Origin of the sequence: Serratia sp. CY31944 (assembly GCF_052169175.1) — a bacterium.
GTDB classification, from domain to species: Bacteria; Pseudomonadota; Gammaproteobacteria; order Enterobacterales; family Enterobacteriaceae; genus Serratia; species Serratia sarumanii.
In genome coordinates, this window is record NZ_JBJNLG010000001.1 from 80,496 (window position 1) to 97,809 (window position 17,314).

The 17,314-nt window shown below is 55.8% G+C and carries 14 protein-coding genes; 3 read left to right on the top strand and 11 right to left on the bottom strand.

Going from position 1 to position 17,314, the window contains the following annotated elements:
* Nucleotides 1-69: 69 nt before the first annotated feature.
* From oppF to ACJ8IN_RS00365, 6 genes are all read right to left on the bottom strand, one after another.
* Complete coding sequence (gene oppF / locus ACJ8IN_RS00340) at nucleotides 70-1,071, bottom strand: murein tripeptide/oligopeptide ABC transporter ATP binding protein OppF (protein WP_025303071.1); 1,002 nt, start codon at nucleotides 1,069-1,071, stop codon at nucleotides 70-72.
* Nucleotides 1,068-2,084, bottom strand: a complete 1,017-nt coding sequence (locus ACJ8IN_RS00345) for an ABC transporter ATP-binding protein (protein WP_308325776.1) — start codon at nucleotides 2,082-2,084, stop codon at nucleotides 1,068-1,070. The genes oppF and ACJ8IN_RS00345 overlap by 4 nt, the downstream gene beginning before the upstream one ends.
* 11 nt (nucleotides 2,085-2,095) lie before the next feature.
* A complete protein-coding gene (gene oppC / locus ACJ8IN_RS00350; protein ID WP_033634783.1) occupies nucleotides 2,096-3,004 on the bottom strand; it encodes an oligopeptide ABC transporter permease OppC in 909 nt (302 codons plus the stop codon).
* Nucleotides 3,005-3,018: 14 nt separating this feature from the next.
* Nucleotides 3,019-3,939: an oligopeptide ABC transporter permease OppB gene (oppB, locus tag ACJ8IN_RS00355; RefSeq protein WP_033654356.1), complete on the bottom strand. Its 921-nt coding sequence runs from the start codon at nucleotides 3,937-3,939 to the stop codon at nucleotides 3,019-3,021.
* Between the two features lie 83 nt (nucleotides 3,940-4,022).
* Nucleotides 4,023-5,660 (bottom strand): oligopeptide ABC transporter substrate-binding protein OppA, encoded by a 1,638-nt coding sequence (oppA, locus tag ACJ8IN_RS00360; RefSeq protein ID WP_308325777.1) that lies wholly within the window; start codon nucleotides 5,658-5,660, stop codon nucleotides 4,023-4,025.
* A gap of 149 nt (nucleotides 5,661-5,809) precedes the next feature.
* The gene (locus ACJ8IN_RS00365; protein WP_308325778.1) at nucleotides 5,810-7,447 is read right to left on the bottom strand and encodes an ABC transporter substrate-binding protein; all 1,638 of its coding nucleotides are present in this window, start codon (nucleotides 7,445-7,447) and stop codon (nucleotides 5,810-5,812) included.
* 332 nt (nucleotides 7,448-7,779) lie between these two features.
* On the opposite strand from ACJ8IN_RS00365, the gene ACJ8IN_RS00370 reads away from it, so the two are divergent.
* A complete protein-coding gene (locus ACJ8IN_RS00370) occupies nucleotides 7,780-8,019 on the top strand; it encodes a hypothetical protein (RefSeq protein WP_154611585.1) in 240 nt (79 codons plus the stop codon).
* 124 nt (nucleotides 8,020-8,143) lie between these two features.
* Here ACJ8IN_RS00370 and ACJ8IN_RS00375 read toward each other — a convergent pair whose 3' ends face one another.
* Entirely contained in the window at nucleotides 8,144-8,788 is a 645-nt protein-coding gene (locus ACJ8IN_RS00375) for a YchE family NAAT transporter (protein WP_015378089.1), read from the bottom strand.
* Between the two features lie 531 nt (nucleotides 8,789-9,319).
* Here ACJ8IN_RS00375 and adhE point away from each other — a divergent pair.
* Complete coding sequence (gene adhE, locus ACJ8IN_RS00380; protein ID WP_038877249.1) at nucleotides 9,320-11,992, top strand: bifunctional acetaldehyde-CoA/alcohol dehydrogenase; 2,673 nt, start codon at nucleotides 9,320-9,322, stop codon at nucleotides 11,990-11,992.
* 119 nt (nucleotides 11,993-12,111) lie between these two features.
* On the opposite strand, the gene ACJ8IN_RS00385 is transcribed toward adhE, so the two are convergent.
* A complete protein-coding gene (locus ACJ8IN_RS00385) occupies nucleotides 12,112-12,696 on the bottom strand; it encodes a thymidine kinase (protein ID WP_033634789.1) in 585 nt (194 codons plus the stop codon).
* A 700-nt stretch (nucleotides 12,697-13,396) separates the two neighbouring features.
* Here ACJ8IN_RS00385 and hns point away from each other — a divergent pair.
* Nucleotides 13,397-13,804, top strand: coding sequence for a histone-like nucleoid-structuring protein H-NS (hns, locus tag ACJ8IN_RS00390; protein ID WP_004932170.1), 408 nt, complete (start codon nucleotides 13,397-13,399; stop codon nucleotides 13,802-13,804).
* Nucleotides 13,805-13,990: 186 nt separating this feature from the next.
* Here hns and ACJ8IN_RS00395 read toward each other — a convergent pair whose 3' ends face one another.
* From ACJ8IN_RS00395 to galU, 3 genes are read right to left on the bottom strand one after another with little or no spacing between them, the layout of a single operon-like run.
* Entirely contained in the window at nucleotides 13,991-15,001 is a 1,011-nt protein-coding gene (locus ACJ8IN_RS00395; protein WP_033634790.1) for an NAD-dependent epimerase, read from the bottom strand.
* 9 nt (nucleotides 15,002-15,010) lie between these two features.
* Nucleotides 15,011-16,354: a UDP-glucose dehydrogenase family protein gene (locus ACJ8IN_RS00400; RefSeq protein ID WP_033634791.1), complete on the bottom strand. Its 1,344-nt coding sequence runs from the start codon at nucleotides 16,352-16,354 to the stop codon at nucleotides 15,011-15,013.
* A gap of 40 nt (nucleotides 16,355-16,394) precedes the next feature.
* Nucleotides 16,395-17,312: a UTP--glucose-1-phosphate uridylyltransferase GalU gene (gene galU, locus ACJ8IN_RS00405; protein WP_033634792.1), complete on the bottom strand. Its 918-nt coding sequence runs from the start codon at nucleotides 17,310-17,312 to the stop codon at nucleotides 16,395-16,397.
* Nucleotides 17,313-17,314 lie beyond the last annotated feature (2 nt).

Consider the following 17,314-nt stretch of genomic DNA (forward strand, 5'->3'; position numbering starts at 1 on the left):
CCGATAGCATGTCGGATAAAAAAAGCCCCGCTCATTCAGCGGGGCTTTTTGTTGCCGGCTAGCGGCGGATTACAGCGGATCGACCTTCAGGCAGGACACCGCATGGCGGAAACTGCCCTCCAGCAGCGGGCGCGTCTTGGCGCACTCCGGCCCGGCGATCGGGCAACGGGTGCGGAACACGCAGCCGGTCGGCGGGTTGATCGGCGAAGGCAGCTCCCCTTCCAGCAACTGGATCTGCTTTTCCTTCTCCTTGTCCGGATCCGGGATCGGCACTGCCGACATCAGCGCTTTGGTGTACGGGTGCTGCGGATTGTGGTACACCTCGTCATAGGTGCCCAGCTCCACCGCATGGCCCAGATACATCACCAGCACGCGATCGGAAATGTGCTTCACCACCGCCAAGTCGTGGGCGATAAAGATCAATGACAGCCCCATCTCGCGCTGCAGCTGCTGCAGCAGGTTCACCACCTGCGCCTGAATCGACACGTCCAGCGCGGAGACCGGCTCGTCGCAGATCACCAGCTTCGGCTCGAGGATCAGCGCGCGCGCGATGCCGATACGCTGGCACTGGCCGCCGGAAAACTCGTGCGGGTAGCGGTTGATCAGGTTAGGCAGCAGGCCGACCTTCAGCATCATCGCCTTGACCTTGTCCTTCACTTCCTGACGCGGCATTTTCGGGTAGTAGGTGCGCAGCGGCTCGGCGATGATCTCGCCGATGGTCATGCGCGGGTTGAGCGAAGCCAGCGGATCCTGGAAAATCATCTGGATATCGCTGCGGGTTTTGCGCCAGTCGGCGTCGCTCATGCCCAGCAGATCTTTGCCCAGCCAGGCGACGCGCCCGCTGGTGGCCTTCACCAGGCCGATGATGGCGCGCGCGAAGGTGGATTTGCCGCAGCCGGACTCGCCGACCACGCCCAGGGTTTCCCCCTCGAACAGCCGCAGCGTGACGCCATCGACCGCTTTCAGGGTTTTCGGCGGCTGCCAGAACCACTGTTTGTCGTCATGAATGTCGAAGTGCACTTTCAAATCGGCCACTTCGAGCAGCACTTTCTTGTCGGTTACCGCTGTCATACCATCGCCTCCACCGGTTTAAAGCAGGCGCGCAGGCGCCCTTCCCCAAATTGCTCCAACGGCGGAGCGCTCGCACACTGTTCCATGGCGTACGGGCAGCGCGGCTGGAACGGGCAGCCTTTCGGCAGCCGCAGCAGGTTCGGCGGGTTGCCGGGAATGGTCAGCAACGCTTCGCCTTCGGCGTCAAGGCGCGGCACCGCATTCAACAGGCCGATGGAGTACGGATGGCTCGGCTGGTAGAACACCTCGCGCGCGCTGCCGTATTCCATGGTGCGGCCGGCGTACATCACCAGCACCTTGTTGCAGATGCCGGCCACCACGCCCAGGTCGTGGGTGATCATGATGATCGCGGTGTTGAATTCGCGCTTCAGCTCGTTGAGCAGCGTCATGATCTGCGCCTGGACGGTCACGTCCAGCGCGGTGGTCGGCTCGTCGGCGATCAGCAGCTTCGGCCGGCACAGCAGCGCCATGGCGATCATCACGCGCTGGCGCATGCCGCCGGAAAACTCGTGCGGATACATGCGCATGCGCTTGCGCGCTTCCGGCATTTTCACCGCGTCGAGCATGCGTACCGACTCTTCGAAGGCTTCGCTTTTGCTCATTTTCTTATGCAGCATCAGCACTTCCATCAGCTGTTCGCCAACGCGCATATAAGGGTTGAGCGAGGTCATCGGGTCCTGGAAGATCATCGAGATCTCTTCCGCCCGCAGCTTGTTGAGCTGATTTTCCGGCAGATTGAGGATTTCGCGGCCGTTGAATTTGGCCGAGCCGCCGATGCGGCCATTGCTGGCCAGCAACCCCATCAGGGCGAACGCGGTCTGCGATTTGCCGGAACCGGACTCACCGACGATGCCCAGCGTTTCGCCGGCGCGCAGGTCGAAGTTCAGATCGTTCACCGCCGTCACGTCGCCGTCCGGGGTGGAGAACGTGACGCGCAGGTCTTTCACGTCCAGCAGCGGCGACGTTTTGACCCCGGCGCCGGTTTGCAGTTGAGGATGTTCAATGGTGCTCATGATTGCACTCCTTAACGATCTTTCGGGTCGAGGGCGTCACGCAGGCCATCGCCGATAAAGTTGAAACAGAACAGAGTGACAACCAGGAAACCCGCCGGGAACAGCAGCAACCACGGTGAAACTTCCATTGAGTTGGCGCCGTCGCTGAGCAATGCGCCCCAGCTGCTGAGCGGCTCCTGCGTGCCCAGCCCCAGGAAGCTGAGGAAGGATTCGAACAGGATCATGCTCGGCACCAGCAACGAGGCATACACCACCACCACGCCGAGCACGTTCGGCACGATATGCCGCAGCACGATATTGCGCGTGGAGACGCCGCACACCAGCGCCGCCTCGATGAACTCCTTACGCTTGAGACCGAGGGTTTGGCCGCGCACGATACGCGCCATATCCAGCCACGACACCATGCCGATCGCCACGAAGATAAGCAGGATGTTCTGGCCGAAAAAGGTCACCAGCAGGATCACGAAGAACATGAACGGGAAGGAGTTAAGGATCTCCAGCAGGCGCATCATCACCGAGTCGACCTTGCCGCCCAGATAGCCGGACATCGCGCCGTACAGGGTGCCGACGATCACCGCCACCAGCGCCGCCGCCACGCCGACCATCAGCGAGATGCGCCCGCCGATCGCCACCCGCACCAGCAGATCGCGCCCGGAGGAGTCGGTGCCGAAATAGTGCCCCGATTCCACGCTTGGCGCGGCGGACATCATCGCCCAATCGGTATCGTCGTAGGCAAATTGCGACAGCATCGGCGCCAGCACCACAAACAGCGTGATCAACACCAGAATGAACAGGCTGCTGACCGCCGCACGGTTGTGCATAAAGCGCCGGCGCGCGTCTTGCCACAGGCTGCGTCCTTCCACTTCCAGCTTCTCGCTGAAGTGTTCCAGAGCTTCGCTGTTCTTTTTAGTCAACATCATTCGCGTGCTCCAGATTAATAACGGATTTTCGGATCGATGACCGCATACAGCACATCGACGATCGCGTTGAACAGAATGGTCAGTGCGCCCACCAGAATGGTCAGGCTCAATACCAGGGAGTAGTCGCGGTTCAGCGCGCCGTTAACGAACAGCTGGCCGATCCCCGGCAGACCGTAGATGGTTTCGATCACCATCGAACCGGTGATGATACCGACGAACGCCGGGCCCATGTAGGACAGCACCGGCAGCAGCGCCGGCTTCAGCGCGTGGCGGAAAATGATGCGACGCATCGGCAAGCCTTTGGCGCGCGCGGTGCGGATGAAGTTGGAGTGCAGCACTTCAATCATCGAGCCGCGCGTGATACGGGCGATGCTGGCAATATAGGCCAGCGACAGCGCCACCATCGGCAGGATGATGAATTTAGGCGCGCCGCCGTTCCAGCCACCGCCCGGCAGCCATTTCAGCGTGATGGCGAAGATCAGCACCAACAGCGGCGCCACCACGAAACTGGGTATCACCACCCCGGTCATGGCGAACCCCATCACCGTGTAGTCCCATTTGGTGTTCTGATTCAGCGCGGCAATCACGCCTGCGCTCACCCCCAGCACCACCGCCAGCAGAAACGCGGCCAGGCCGAGTTTGGCGGACACCGGGAAAGAGCCGGCGACCAGATCGTTGACCGAATAGTCCTTGTATTTAAAGGACGGGCCGAAGTCTCCCTGCGCAAGCTGCGCCAGATAATGACCGTACTGTTTCCAGATCGGGTCGTTCAAATGATATTTGGCCTCGATATTCGCCATAACTTCCGGCGGCAATGCGCGCTCCCCGGTAAATGGACTGCCGGGCGCCAGGCGCATCATGAAGAATGAGATGGTGATAAGGATAAATAGTGTCGGGATCGCTTCCAGCAAGCGACGAAGTATAAATTTAAGCATTGCCCTAACCCTGTGCGACAGCCTGATGACGGCTTATTATTCTCAACATGGGCCGGCGGCCTGCGCCGCCGGCTCTTACCGTATCAATGCTTGATGATGTACAGGTTTTTGTCGTACACGTTATCAAGCGGGTCTTTGCCGGTGTAGCCACCGACGTAAGGTTTCACCAAACGGGCGTTCACGTAGTAATACAGCGGAACGATGGCGGAATCCTTATCCAGCTGAACTTCCGCTTTCTGATACAGATCGGCGCGCTCGTCTTTGGTCTTCGCGGTCAGCACGTTGGCCATCAGCTTGTCGAACTCGGCGCTCTTGTAGTGCGGGGTGTTACTGCTGCTGTCGGACAACATCATGTTCAGGAACGAACTCGGCTCGTTGTAGTCGGCGCACCAGCCGGCGCGCGCCACGTCATAGGTGCCCTGATGGCGGGTATCCAGGAAGGTTTTCCACTCCTGGTTCACCAGCTTCACGTCCACGCCCAGGTTTTTCTTCCAGATGGAGGCGGCGGCGATCGCCAGCTTCTTGTGCAGGTCTGAAGTGTTGTACAGCAGGGAGAAGGTCAGCGGTTTGCCCGGGCCGTAGCCGGCTTCCGCCAGCAGTTTCTTCGCCGCTTCGTTGCGTTTTTCCTGCGTCCAGCCGAACCACTCCGGCGGGGTCAGCTTGGCGCCGTCGGTGTATGGCGGCGTAAAGCTGTAGGCCGGCAGATCGCCCTGGTTTTTCACCTTGTTGACGATGATGTCGCGATCCATGCCCAGCTTCAGCGCTTCACGCACGCGCGCATCGGTGAACGGCGCCTTCTGGTTGTTGATTTCGTAGTAATAGGTGCACAGGTAAGGATCGACATGCACCTCTTTCGGGATCTCTTTTTTCAGCTTCTGGAACAGTTCGATCGGCATGTTGTTGTAGGTCATGTCGATTTCGCCGGTGCGGTAGCGGTTAACGTCGGTCACTTCCGACGAAATAGGCAGGAACGTCACTTTATTGATGATGGTTTTGGCGTTATCCCAATATTCCGGGTTGCGTTCCAGTACGATGCGTTCGTTGACAATCCAGTCTTTCAGTTTGTAGGCGCCGTTGCTGACGTAGTTGGCCGGCAGCGTCCACTTCTCGCCAAACTTCTCCACCGCGTCTTTGTAAACCGGCTTCATGGCGTAGTGCGGGGTCATTTCAACCAGATAAGGCACCGACTCGCTCAGGGTCACCTGGAAGGTGTGGTCGTCGATGGCCTTCACGCCCAGCGTCGACTTGTCTTTTTTACCGGCGATGACGTCATCGACGTTTTCCACGTGGGCGTATTGCAGGTAGCTGGCGTAAGGCGACGCGGTTTTCGGATCCACCACGCGCTGCCAGCTGTAGACGAAATCTTGCGCCGTTACCGGCTTGCCGTTGGACCATTTGGCGTCTTTACGCAGGTGGAAGGTCCAGACTTTGAAATCCTTGTTATCCCAGCTTTCCGCGACGCCCGGCACGATGGAACCGTCCGGGCTGTTGTTCGCCAGGCCTTCCATCAGATCGCGGGTGACGTTGTTTTCCGGCACGCCCTCGATTTTGTGCGGATCCAGCGACTGCACTTCGGAACCGTTGTTTTTGACGATTTCTTGTTTGTCGGCCAGTTGCACGCCTGCAGGAACCTCGGCGGCAAAGGCGGAGGTGGTTGCTGTGATGCCCAGCGCGGCGATGACGCCGGCGGCAATGAGCGTTTTCTTCGTGATGTTGGTCATACTTATCAACTCCAGTTTTTTATTATCACAGGCTCTTCGTGGAGCCTGCGTTGCCCGTAAGCGGACTCTGTTTTCCCGCCGCCGCGGAACGAATGCGGCGGCCGGCCTTCCCTATATTCCTCAGCGAACTAGCGCCAGGAATACCCCTTTTACTGCTTGATAATGTACAGATTTTTAACGTCGGTATAGTCCAGCGGATCTTTGCCGGTGAACCCGCCCACCGTCGGCTTGATCAACCGCGCGCTGACGCGGTAATAAACCGGGACCAACGCGGAGTCTTTGTCCAGCTGCGCTTCCGCCTGCTGATAGAGCGCGGCGCGCGCGGCCTCATCCGGCGCCTTCAGCGTGGCGGCCATGATGGCGTCGAACGCCGGGCTCTTATAGAACACGGTATTGATGCTGCTGTTGGACAGCACCAGGTTCAGGAACGCGCTGGGCTCGTTGTAATCCCCGCACCAGGTGGCGCGCGCCACGTCGTATTGCCCCTGATGGCGGCTCTCCAGCGACGTTTTCCATTCCTGGTTGCGCAGCGTGACCTCAGCGCCCAGGTTCTTCTTCCACATCGACGCGGCGGCGATCGCCTGCTGTTTGTTTTGATCGGAGGTGTTGTACAGCAGCGAGAATTTCAGCGGCTTGGCGTCGCTGTAGCCCGCTTCCGCCAGCAGTTTCCTGGCTTCGGCGTTGCGCTGTTCCTGGCTCCAGCCGGCCCACGCGGGTTGCGTGAAGTTAGCGCCTTCCGTGAAGGTCGGCGTGAAGCTGTAGGCCGGGATCTGCCCCTGGCCCATGATCTTGTTGGCGATGATGTCGCGATCCAGCGTCATCTTCACCGCCGTACGCACGCGCGCATCGGTGAACGGCGCCTGCTTGTTATTGAGCTCGTAATAGAAGGTGCACAGATAAGGGTTAACGTGCAGCTGTTCAGGCATTTCGCGCTTCATCTTGACGTACAGGTATGGCGGAATGGCGCTGTTGGTGATATCGATCTCGCCGCTGCGGAAGCGGTTAACGTCGCTGACTTCCGAGGTAATCGGCAGGAAGGTCGCCTGATTGATCACCGTCTGCTTGTTGTTCCAGTAGCTCGGGCTGCGCTCCAGCACGATGCGCTCGTTCACCACCCACTCTTTCAGGCGGTAAGCGCCGTTGCCGACGTAGTTGACGGGCAGCGTCCATTTATCGCCGAATTTCTCCACCACCGCCCGCTTGACCGGTTTGAGCGACGTGTGGCTCAGCATGCTGATGAAATACGGCACCGGCTCGCTCAGCGTCACCTGCAGCGTTTGATCGTCCAGCGCCTTGACGCCGAGGGTCTGCGGGCTCTTCTTACCGGTCAGGATGTCGTCGATATTCTCGACTTTGGTGTATTGCAGGTAGCTGGCGTAGGGCGAGGCGATTTTCGGATCGGCCAGACGCTGCCAGCTGTAGACGAAATCTTGCGCGGTCACCGGGCTGCCGTCGCTCCACACCGCGCCGGGACGCAGGTGGAAAGTCCATTGCTGATAATTCTGGTTTTCCCAGCTCGCCGCCGCCGCCGGCACCACATGCCCGTTGGCGTCGGTGCTCACCAGCCCTTCCAGCAGGTTAAGAATGATATTGCTTTCCGGTACGCCCTCGACCTTATGCGGATCCAATGAAGCCACTTCGCTGCCGTTATTGATCACAATATTCTGCTGCTGCGCCAACTGAACGCCGGCCGGCACCTGCGCCGCCCAACCGCTATTTACGGCGCCGACGCTCAGCGCGCCGCTAATCAACAAGGTCAAAGAAGTACGCTTCAGGGTTTGCTGCATAATCGAGGCTCCTTTTCACCGACAAGCATCGCTTATCGAAGTTTGTGAAGTGTTTATAAGAATTCTAAATAAACGGATACCAGCAAAAATCATTCCCGTTTTTATGGCGCATTTCAGTTAATTGACCACGGGAAAGTTGCTCGGAAATTAGCAGAAGCCAAATTCCATAGCCAATAAATTTTACGAAAATGTTAAGCAATTCTCTTTTATCGCACGAAGCCCGATCCGACCCCTGCGTTCGAGGCCAAGAAAAACCAATGTCATTGATATGATTTTAAAGGCAAAAAAACCGAATTCATTTCAATTGAAACCGTCAGCACGATCTCACTGCCGTGAAAAGAAACATTCAGTTAACAATCCAATCATTCAAAGAACAAACACCTGTCTACGGGCGGTTAATCACTAATAACACCTGGATGAAAGTGAGACAAGCCCCACAGAATGATGTGACTAATTTAACAACAGCTTTACCGTTGAACGGGGGCAAAATGCGCGAAAAGGGGGGAGGAAAAGTGTTTGAAATAACGCTCAGCGTTTTTTTTGAGCAGCAACATGAGATTTATGCAACATAAGAGTGCAACGGCATAATTTTTATTCACTCTGTGCACTATAATAATGCGAACCAATAAATAATTTAAACTTTAAAATTAATTTTAGCCGCGCCGACGCGAAAGGTACGCGGCTAAACAAAGGGTATTACAACAGGCCGGGGAATATCGCCTTAATGCCGGTAACGATAAACTCGATGCCGAGCGCCATCAACAGCAGCCCCATGATACGGGTGATCACGTTGATGCCGGTCTGCCCCAGCAAACGCACCAACAGCGGCGCGGCGCGGAACAACAGCCAGCAACAAAAGGCGAACAAGGCGATCGCCACCGTAAAACCGAGCAGGCTTTGCCAGTTGTGATAACGGGAACTCCACACGATGGTGGAACTGATCGCCCCCGGCCCCGCCATCAGCGGCAGCGCTAACGGCACCACGCCGATGCTTTCGCGGATCGCGCTCTCCGATTTCTCCTGTTTGTTTTGCTTGTCTTCCCCCAGCTTGCCGCTGATCATCGACATGGCGATGGTCACCACCAGAATACCGCCGGCGATGCGGAACGAATCGATAGAGATGCCGAACATTCGCAGGATCCCTTCGCCCAGGAACAGCGACGTCCACAAAATGATGGCGACCGACAGGTTGGCGGTCAGGTTGGTTTTATTGCGCCCCGCTTCCGCCTGGTAGCTGGTCATGCTGATAAACACCGGCAAAATGCCCACCGGGTTGACCAGCGCAAACAGACCGACAAAGAACTTGATAAAGCCGGAAAGATCCAACAGAGATTGGCCCACAGATGCTCCGCATTAATCGCTATAAAAAAGGTGTGCTGCCTATGCGCGCTAATGTAATGGAATTGGCGCGGGTAATCCATCCGGCCCAAGCAGCATTTTTGACTGTCAGCAAGTTATGCAACGAAACAAATGCCCTTTGTTAAAGTGATGTATGGCCTTTTGATTTTTTATGTTGAAAAAAGAGTCATCGCTCACAGTTATCAAGAATGATTCCCAACACCGGCAAGCTGAAAGGTGTCAGCTTGCACTTTTCATGATTTAGATCACAAATCGACTACCCAACAGTAGGTAAGCTCTTAGTCGTAGTCAGGGAGTAGAACAAAGTCGGCGGCAGCCCAGCCGGTTCCCTTCTCCTCACTGCCTGCCCCTCCGGTTGGCGTAGGGTGAAGCTCTTTAAGCAAATCAGCAGCATGCGAAGAAATAACGCGGGAAAGCCCCGGTATTCAAATCACCGTTTATTCCCGTTATGACTATACTAGTGGCTCGCACGGCTTATTTACTGAAAGAGTTTAACATTATCAGGAGAGCATTATGGCTGTAACGAATGTCGCTGAACTGAACGAGCTTGTCGCACGTGTCAAAAAAGCCCAGCGCGAATATGCCAACTTCACTCAAGAGCAAGTGGATAAAATTTTCCGCGCTGCCGCCCTCGCCGCTGCTGATGCCCGTATCCCGTTGGCCAAAATGGCCGTGGAAGAATCCGGAATGGGTATCGTCGAAGACAAAGTGATCAAAAACCACTTCGCTTCCGAGTACATCTACAACGCCTATAAAGATGAAAAAACCTGTGGCATCCTGTCTGAAGATGACACCTTCGGTACCATCACCATCGCCGAGCCTATCGGCCTGATTTGCGGTATCGTCCCTACCACCAACCCAACTTCTACCGCGATCTTCAAAGCGCTGATCAGCCTGAAAACCCGTAACGGCATCATCTTCTCGCCGCACCCGCGTGCGAAAAATGCCACCAATAAAGCCGCCGATATCGTGCTGCAGGCCGCTATCGCCGCCGGCGCGCCGAAAGACATCATCGGTTGGATCGACCAACCGACCGTCGAGCTGTCCAACCAGCTGATGCACCACCCGGACATCAACCTGATCCTGGCCACTGGTGGCCCAGGCATGGTGAAAGCCGCCTACAGCTCCGGCAAACCGGCCATCGGCGTCGGCGCCGGTAATACGCCGGTGGTGGTAGACGAAACCGCAGACATCAAGCGCGTGGTCGCGTCTATCCTGATGTCCAAGACCTTCGACAGCGGCGTTATCTGCGCTTCCGAACAGTCGGTCATCGTCGTCGACTCTATTTATGATGCGGTACGCGAACGCTTCGCTTCCCACGGCGGCTATCTGCTGCAGGGTAAAGAACTGAAAGCGGTGCAGGACATCATCCTGAAAAACGGCGGTCTGAACGCGGCCATCGTCGGGCAATCCGCACCGAAAATCGCCGAGATGGCAGGCATCAAAGTGCCGGCCAACACCAAAGTGCTGATCGGCGAAGTGAAGCTGGTCGACGAGTCCGAACCTTTCGCCCATGAAAAACTGTCGCCGACGCTGGCGATGTACCGGGCCAAAGACTTCGAAGACGCCGTCGCCAAAGCCGAAAAACTGGTCGCCATGGGCGGTATCGGCCACACTTCCTGCCTGTACACCGACCAGGATAACCAAACGGCTCGCATCGCCTACTTCGGCGATAAAATGAAAACGGCTCGCATCCTGATCAACACCCCGGCTTCTCAGGGCGGTATCGGCGACCTGTATAACTTCAAACTCGCGCCTTCGCTGACGCTGGGTTGCGGCTCCTGGGGTGGTAACTCCATCTCTGAGAACGTCGGACCTAAACACCTGATCAACAAGAAAACTGTAGCGAAGCGAGCAGAAAACATGTTGTGGCATAAACTTCCGAAATCGATCTACTTCCGCCGTGGCTCGCTGCCTATCGCGCTGGAAGAAGTGGCGACCGACGGGGCAAAACGCGCCTTCATCGTGACCGACCGTTTCCTGTTCAACAACGGCTATGCCGACCAGATCACCAAGGTTCTGAAGTCTCACGGCATCGAAACCGAAGTGTTCTTCGAAGTGGAAGCCGACCCGACGCTGAGCATCGTGCGTAAAGGTGCCGAGCAGATGAACTCCTTCAAACCGGACGTCATCATCGCGCTGGGCGGCGGTTCGCCGATGGACGCTGCGAAAATCATGTGGGTGCTGTACGAACATCCTGAAACCCACTTCGAGGATCTGGCGCTGCGCTTCATGGACATTCGCAAGCGTATCTACAAGTTCCCGAAAATGGGCGTGAAAGCGAAGATGATCGCTATCACCACCACCTCAGGCACCGGTTCGGAAGTCACGCCATTCGCCGTCGTGACCGACGACACCACCGGGCAGAAATACCCGCTGGCCGACTATGCGCTGACCCCGGACATGGCGATTGTCGACGCCAACCTGGTGATGAACATGCCGAAATCCCTGTGTGCCTTCGGCGGTCTGGATGCGGTCACCCACGCGCTGGAAGCCTACGTCTCGGTGCTGGCGAACGAATACTCCGACGGCCAGGCGCTGCAGGCGCTGAAACTGTTGAAAGAGTATCTGCCGGCCAGCTATAAAGAAGGCGCGAAAAACCCGGTTGCTCGTGAACGCGTGCACAACGCCGCCACCATCGCCGGTATCGCTTTCGCCAACGCCTTCCTTGGGGTTTGTCACTCCATGGCGCACAAGCTGGGTTCGGAGTTCCACATTCCGCACGGCCTGGCCAACGCGATGCTGATTTCCAACGTTATTCGCTACAATGCGAACGATAACCCGACCAAGCAGACGGCCTTCAGCCAGTACGACCGCCCTCAGGCGCGCCGCCGCTACGCTGAAATCGCCGACCACCTCGGCCTGAGCGCCCCGGGCGACCGCACCGCGCAGAAGATTGAGAAACTGCTGGCCTGGCTGGACGAGCTGAAAACCGAGTTGGGCATCCCAACCTCCATCCGTGAAGCGGGTGTGCAGGAGGCGGACTTCCTGGCGAAAGTCGACAAGCTGTCGGAAGACGCGTTCGACGACCAATGCACCGGCGCCAACCCGCGCTATCCGCTGATTGCCGAACTGAAGCAAATCATGCTGGATACCTTCTACGGCCGCGAATTCAGCGAAGCGGTAGAAGAGGAAGCTGCCGCTCCTGCTGCCGCCAAAACCGCGGTAAAGAAGCCCAAGAAATAACGGTTCCGTGAACCGATAAAAAAACCCGCCACACGGCGGGTTTTTTATTGCGCCCGAGGCGCTGCATTTCGACTCAGGTCACCAAAACGCTTCAGCGGGCTTTGGCGGCGTTTTCTCCCCTACTCCAGGGAGTGAATCGCTTCTTTATAATGCTTGCGGCAGACGGAGACATAGCTCTCGTTACCGCCAATCACCACCTGCTCACCGGCGTGCATCGCCTGGCCGTTTTCATCCAACCGCAACACCATATTGGCTTTGCGCCCGCAGTGGCAGATGGTTTTCAATTCCACCAGCTTATCAGCCCAGGCCAGCAAATATTGGCTGCCGATAAACAGCTCACCGAGAAAATCGGTACGCAGGCCGTAGCACAATACGGGAATGTCCAGTTGGTCCACCACATCGCACAATTGCTCAACCTGGGCCTTGGTCAGAAACTGGCTTTCATCCAGCAGCACGCAATGCACCGGCTGCTGTTGATGCTCCTGCTGAATCATGGCGTACAGCATCGAGTCGTTGTTATAGAGCTGGGCCTGCGAGGATAAACCGATGCGCGAGCTGACTTTGCCCACCCCAAAGCGGTGATCGATCTCCGCAGTGAACACCAGCGTGCGCATACCACGTTCTTGATAGTTATATGAAGACTGTAGCAGCGCGGTGGACTTGCCGGCATTCATCGCAGAGTAATAAAAATAAAGTTGAGCCATGGCCCCGCAACTCCGATGGTATAAGAAATATTCAAATGTTGATTAGGACGGTGAGTGTACCATAACCCGCCCCCCGGCTCAGCCCAAAGCGAGCGAATATTGCGTTCGCCGTAATAATGCGCTTTCAAGCGAAACATATCCTTCTGTCGGCCCGTTCTTTTTACCGCTATTTACAGGATAATGTATGCCTGTCATCACTATTAATTCTTGCTAATGGTTAAGCCGGTCATTTGCCGATTAATGCATAATCCCCCCTTTCACCTCGGCAGGCGCCGCAACCGCGGCGGAGTGCTTGCCTATTATACGTGAGGCCAATACAGGGCATTTAATCACCTTCGTTCTCCCCCGACGTTTCCTGACGCAATCTTTACCCAGATACCCCTATTGTTTACAATGTCTGCCTGGTCATGACGTGATTAAGCCCACAGAACCCATTGTAATATTGATATAAATTACAGCGATAACTTATCGATGAAAGCCTTGTGCCACGCGCATTTTAAAGCATGCCTGCTGAATTTTTGACTTAAGTGCGGTGAGGGTAATAGTTAACAGCCCTTCCTATATTAGTCGGACAGATCCGATTAACGGTTTTTTAAAAGGTAAATTTGAGTATTCAAGTCAATTTGGCTATTGCAGAAAGGAAAATAGCACTCTATTATTATCGAGACGCCCCCCACCAATATAATTTGAGACTAGGACAATGAGCGAAGCATTAAAGATTTTGAACAACATCCGCACTCTGCGCGCCCAGGCAAGAGAATGCACACTGGAAACGCTGGAAGAAATGCTCGAGAAACTGGAAGTTGTTGTGAACGAACGTCGCGAAGAAGACAGCCAGGCTCAAGCAGAAATCGAAGAACGCACCCGTAAACTGCAGCAATACCGCGAAATGCTGATTGCTGACGGTATCGATCCGAATGAACTGCTGCAAACCATGGCTGCCAACAAGGCTGCCGGCAAAGCAAAACGTGCAGCACGTCCTGCTAAATACCAATATAAAGACGAAAACGGCGAACTGAAAACCTGGACCGGCCAAGGCCGTACCCCTGCGGTGATTAAGAAAGCTATCGAAGAGCAAGGTAAATCTCTGGATGATTTCCTGCTGTAATAGCGATTCAGTCCGTATCTGAAAGGCCCCCTGCGGGGGGCCTTTTCATTTTAAAGCTTATAGCCGTGATCCCGCCTCATCCCTTTTCTTTTAGTAAATATCCTAATTCGCATTTTCCTCCTTGCACGAAATCCCAGTGAAAAAAAAGGGCCCTAAGGCCCCTTTATCGCATTTACCCTCGTTCAATTATTGAACCTGGTAGAATGCCTTATACCAATCAACAAAGCGCTTCACACCCTCTTCAACGCTGGTTTCCGGCTTAAAACCAATGTCACGATAAAGCTCTGCGGTATCCGCGCTGGTATCCATCACGTCGCCAGGTTGCATCGGCAGCATATTCTTGCGGGCCGTTACCCCCAAAGCCTGCTCCAATGCCGTGATATATTCCATCAGTTTAACGGGGGAGTTATTGCCGATATTATAAACATGATACGGCGCGGAACTGGTCGCCGGCGATCCCTGTTCAACGGTCCATGACGGATCTGCCTGCGGAATAACCGCCTGCAGCCGCACAATCGCCTCGGTGATATCATCAATGTAAGTAAAGTCACGGTGCATTTCACCGTGGTTATATACATCGATGCTCTCCCCCGCCAATATGGCCTTGGTAAACTTGAACAGCGCCATATCCGGACGCCCCCAGGGACCATATACGGTAAAGAAGCGCAGCCCCGTCGTCGGAAGACCGTATAAATGAGAGTAGCTGTGTGACATCAGCTCATTGGCTTTTTTGGTTGCCGCATACAGTGACACAGGGTGGTCGACAGAATCTTCGGTAGCAAACGGCAGCTTGCGATTGAGGCCATAAACAGAGCTGGAGGACGCGTAAAGTAAATGCTCGACCTTATTATGCCGGCAGCCTTCCAGCACGTTCAAATGGCCGATCAGGTTGGCGTCCGCATAAGCCAACGGGTTGACCAGCGAATAACGCACGCCGGCTTGCGCGCCCAAATGAATGACGCGCTGAAACTGATGCTCGGCGAACAATGCCGCCATGCCTTCGCGATCGGCCAAATCCAGCTTGATAAAGCGGAATCCCGGCTTATCCGCCAGTCTGTCCAGACGGGCCGTTTTCAGGCCCACGTCATAATAGTCATTCAGGTTATCGATGCCGACAACCTGATGCCCGGCGGTCAACAAACGCTCTGCAACGTGATAACCAATAAACCCTGCGGCGCCTGTAACCAGGAATTTCATGGCCACTCCTTAAATAACCGGTTTAATCGATGCGCCGCGGCCAATCGCATAGTAGGTAAAGCCACGATTCGCCAAACGCTCCGGATCGTACAGGTTACGTCCATCGAAGATCACCGGCTGTTTCAACGCACCCTTGATCACGTCGAAGTCCGGCGCGCGGAAATTCTGCCATTCGGTGCAAATCACCAGCGCATCGGCGCCGTGCAACGCAGCCTCTTTGGTGCCCATCAGTTTCAGATCGTCACGCTGGCCATAGATGCGCTGAACTTCGTTCATCGCTTCCGGATCGTAGGCTTGAACGGTGGCGCCGGCAGCCCACAGTTGCTCCATCAGCACGCGGCTGGAGGCTTCACGCATGTCATCGGTATTCGGCTTGAACGCCAGGCCCCACAGTGCGAAGGTTTTGCCCTTCAAATCGCTGCCGAAATAGTCTTTGATAAAGCTGCTCAGCTTGTCTTTCTGTTGGTAGTTGACCTGCTCTACCGCCTGCAACAGCTTCGGTTGGTAACCGATCTGCTCCGCCGTGCGGATCAAGGCCTGCACATCTTTCGGGAAGCAAGAGCCACCGTAGCCACAGCCAGGGTAGATGAAGTGATAGCCGATGCGTGAATCGGAACCGATGCCCTGGCGCACTTTCTCGATGTCCGCACCCAGCATTTCCGCCAGGTTGGACATTTCGTTCATAAAGCTGATTTTGGTCGCCAGCATGCAGTTGGCGGCGTATTTGGTCAGCTCCGCGCTGCGGATATCCATCATGATCATACGATCGTGATTGCGGTTAAACGGCTCGTACAGCTCGCGAATAGGTTCGATCACCTCTTTATTATCGGTACCGATCACGATGCGCTCAGGGCGCATGCAGTCAGCCACCGCAGCGCCTTCCTTCAGGAATTCAGGGTTGGACACCACGTCGAACGGCACGTTGCTGCCGCGCTTAGCCAGCGTTTCCGCCATCACCTGACGCACCTTGTCCGCCGTGCCGACCGGCACGGTGGATTTGTCGATCACCACTTTGCGATCGGTCATGTGCTCGGCGATGGTGCGCGCCACCGCGGTGACATATTTCAGATCGGCGGAGCCGTCCTCATCCGGCGGCGTGCCGACGGCGATAAACTGGATATTCCCGTGCGCCACGCCCGCTTTGGCATCGGTGGTGAAATGCAGGCGTCCGGCCTCATAGTTTTGCTGCACCAGCGGCGCCAGGCCCGGCTCAAAAATCGGGATATTCCCTTTTTTCAGGTTTTCGACTTTTCGCTCATCAACATCGATGCACATAACGTCATGGCCAACTTCAGCCAGCACCGCGGCCTGTACCAGCCCCACATAACCAATACCAAAAACTGTTACTTTCATGTGAAAATCCTAGTTTTTCAAATTAAGACGAAAGATCAAATTACTTCTTGTCAGCGGCAACAACCTGTTGCAGCCACTGAGAAAATTCTTTGCCCAGGCTGGCATGACGCATGCCGTACTCTACAAAAGCCTGCATGTAACCCAGTTTGTTACCGCAGTCATGGCTCACGCCTTTCAGGTGATACGCTTCCACCGTTTCCTGCTGCATCAGCATTTCGATGCTGTCAGTCAGCTGAATTTCATCGCCGGCGCCTGGAGGCGTTTTCGCCAACAGCGGCCAAATATCGGCGGACAATACGTAACGCCCGACAATCGCCAGGTTGGAAGGCGCTTTATCCGGCGACGGCTTCTCGACCACGCTGACCATCGGCGCGCTTTCGCCCGGTTGCAAATCGACGCCCTTGCAGTCGGCTACGCCGTAGTTTCCGACATCCTTATGCGGCACGGGTTCAACCATGATTTGGCTAACGCCGGTGGTTTCGAAGCGCTGCAGCATTTCGTGCAGGTTGTCTTTTTTCGGATCGGCGCTGTATTCGTCGAGGATCACGTCAGGAAGCACCACCGCGACCGGCTCATCGCCCACCATCGGGTAGGCACACATAATTGCGTGCCCCAGGCCTTTGGCATTGCCCTGACGAACCTGCATCACGGTAACGCCTTTCGGGCAGATCGACTGCACTTCATCCAGCAATTGGCGCTTGACGCGTTTTTCCAGCATCGCTTCGAGTTCGAAACTGGTATCAAAATGGTTTTCGATCGAGTTCTTGGAGGAGTGGGTGACCAGCACAATCTCGTTAATCCCCGCCGCAATGCACTCATTGACGACGTATTGGATCAGCGGTTTATCAACCAGCGGCAGCATTTCTTTCGGAATGGCTTTGGTGGCCGGCAACATCCGCGTACCCAAGCCTGCAACCGGGATCACGGCTTTTCTGACTTTGCGATTTACAGCAGGCATTA

Coding starts and splice junctions, on each gene's coding strand:
- adhE (WP_038877249.1), top strand. CDS start 9,320: ATGGCTGTAACGAATGTCGCTGAACTGAACGAGCTTGTCGCACGTGTC.
- ACJ8IN_RS00395 (WP_033634790.1), bottom strand. CDS start 15,001: ATGAAATTCCTGGTTACAGGCGCCGCAGGGTTTATTGGTTATCACGTT.
- oppF (WP_025303071.1), bottom strand. CDS start 1,071: ATGACAGCGGTAACCGACAAGAAAGTGCTGCTCGAAGTGGCCGATTTG.
- ACJ8IN_RS00345 (WP_308325776.1), bottom strand. CDS start 2,084: ATGAGCACCATTGAACATCCTCAACTGCAAACCGGCGCCGGGGTCAAA.
- hns (WP_004932170.1), top strand. CDS start 13,397: ATGAGCGAAGCATTAAAGATTTTGAACAACATCCGCACTCTGCGCGCC.
- oppA (WP_308325777.1), bottom strand. CDS start 5,660: ATGACCAACATCACGAAGAAAACGCTCATTGCCGCCGGCGTCATCGCC.
- ACJ8IN_RS00385 (WP_033634789.1), bottom strand. CDS start 12,696: ATGGCTCAACTTTATTTTTATTACTCTGCGATGAATGCCGGCAAGTCC.
- oppC (WP_033634783.1), bottom strand. CDS start 3,004: ATGATGTTGACTAAAAAGAACAGCGAAGCTCTGGAACACTTCAGCGAG.
- galU (WP_033634792.1), bottom strand. CDS start 17,312: ATGCCTGCTGTAAATCGCAAAGTCAGAAAAGCCGTGATCCCGGTTGCA.
- ACJ8IN_RS00400 (WP_033634791.1), bottom strand. CDS start 16,354: ATGAAAGTAACAGTTTTTGGTATTGGTTATGTGGGGCTGGTACAGGCC.
- oppB (WP_033654356.1), bottom strand. CDS start 3,939: ATGCTTAAATTTATACTTCGTCGCTTGCTGGAAGCGATCCCGACACTA.
- ACJ8IN_RS00365 (WP_308325778.1), bottom strand. CDS start 7,447: ATGCAGCAAACCCTGAAGCGTACTTCTTTGACCTTGTTGATTAGCGGC.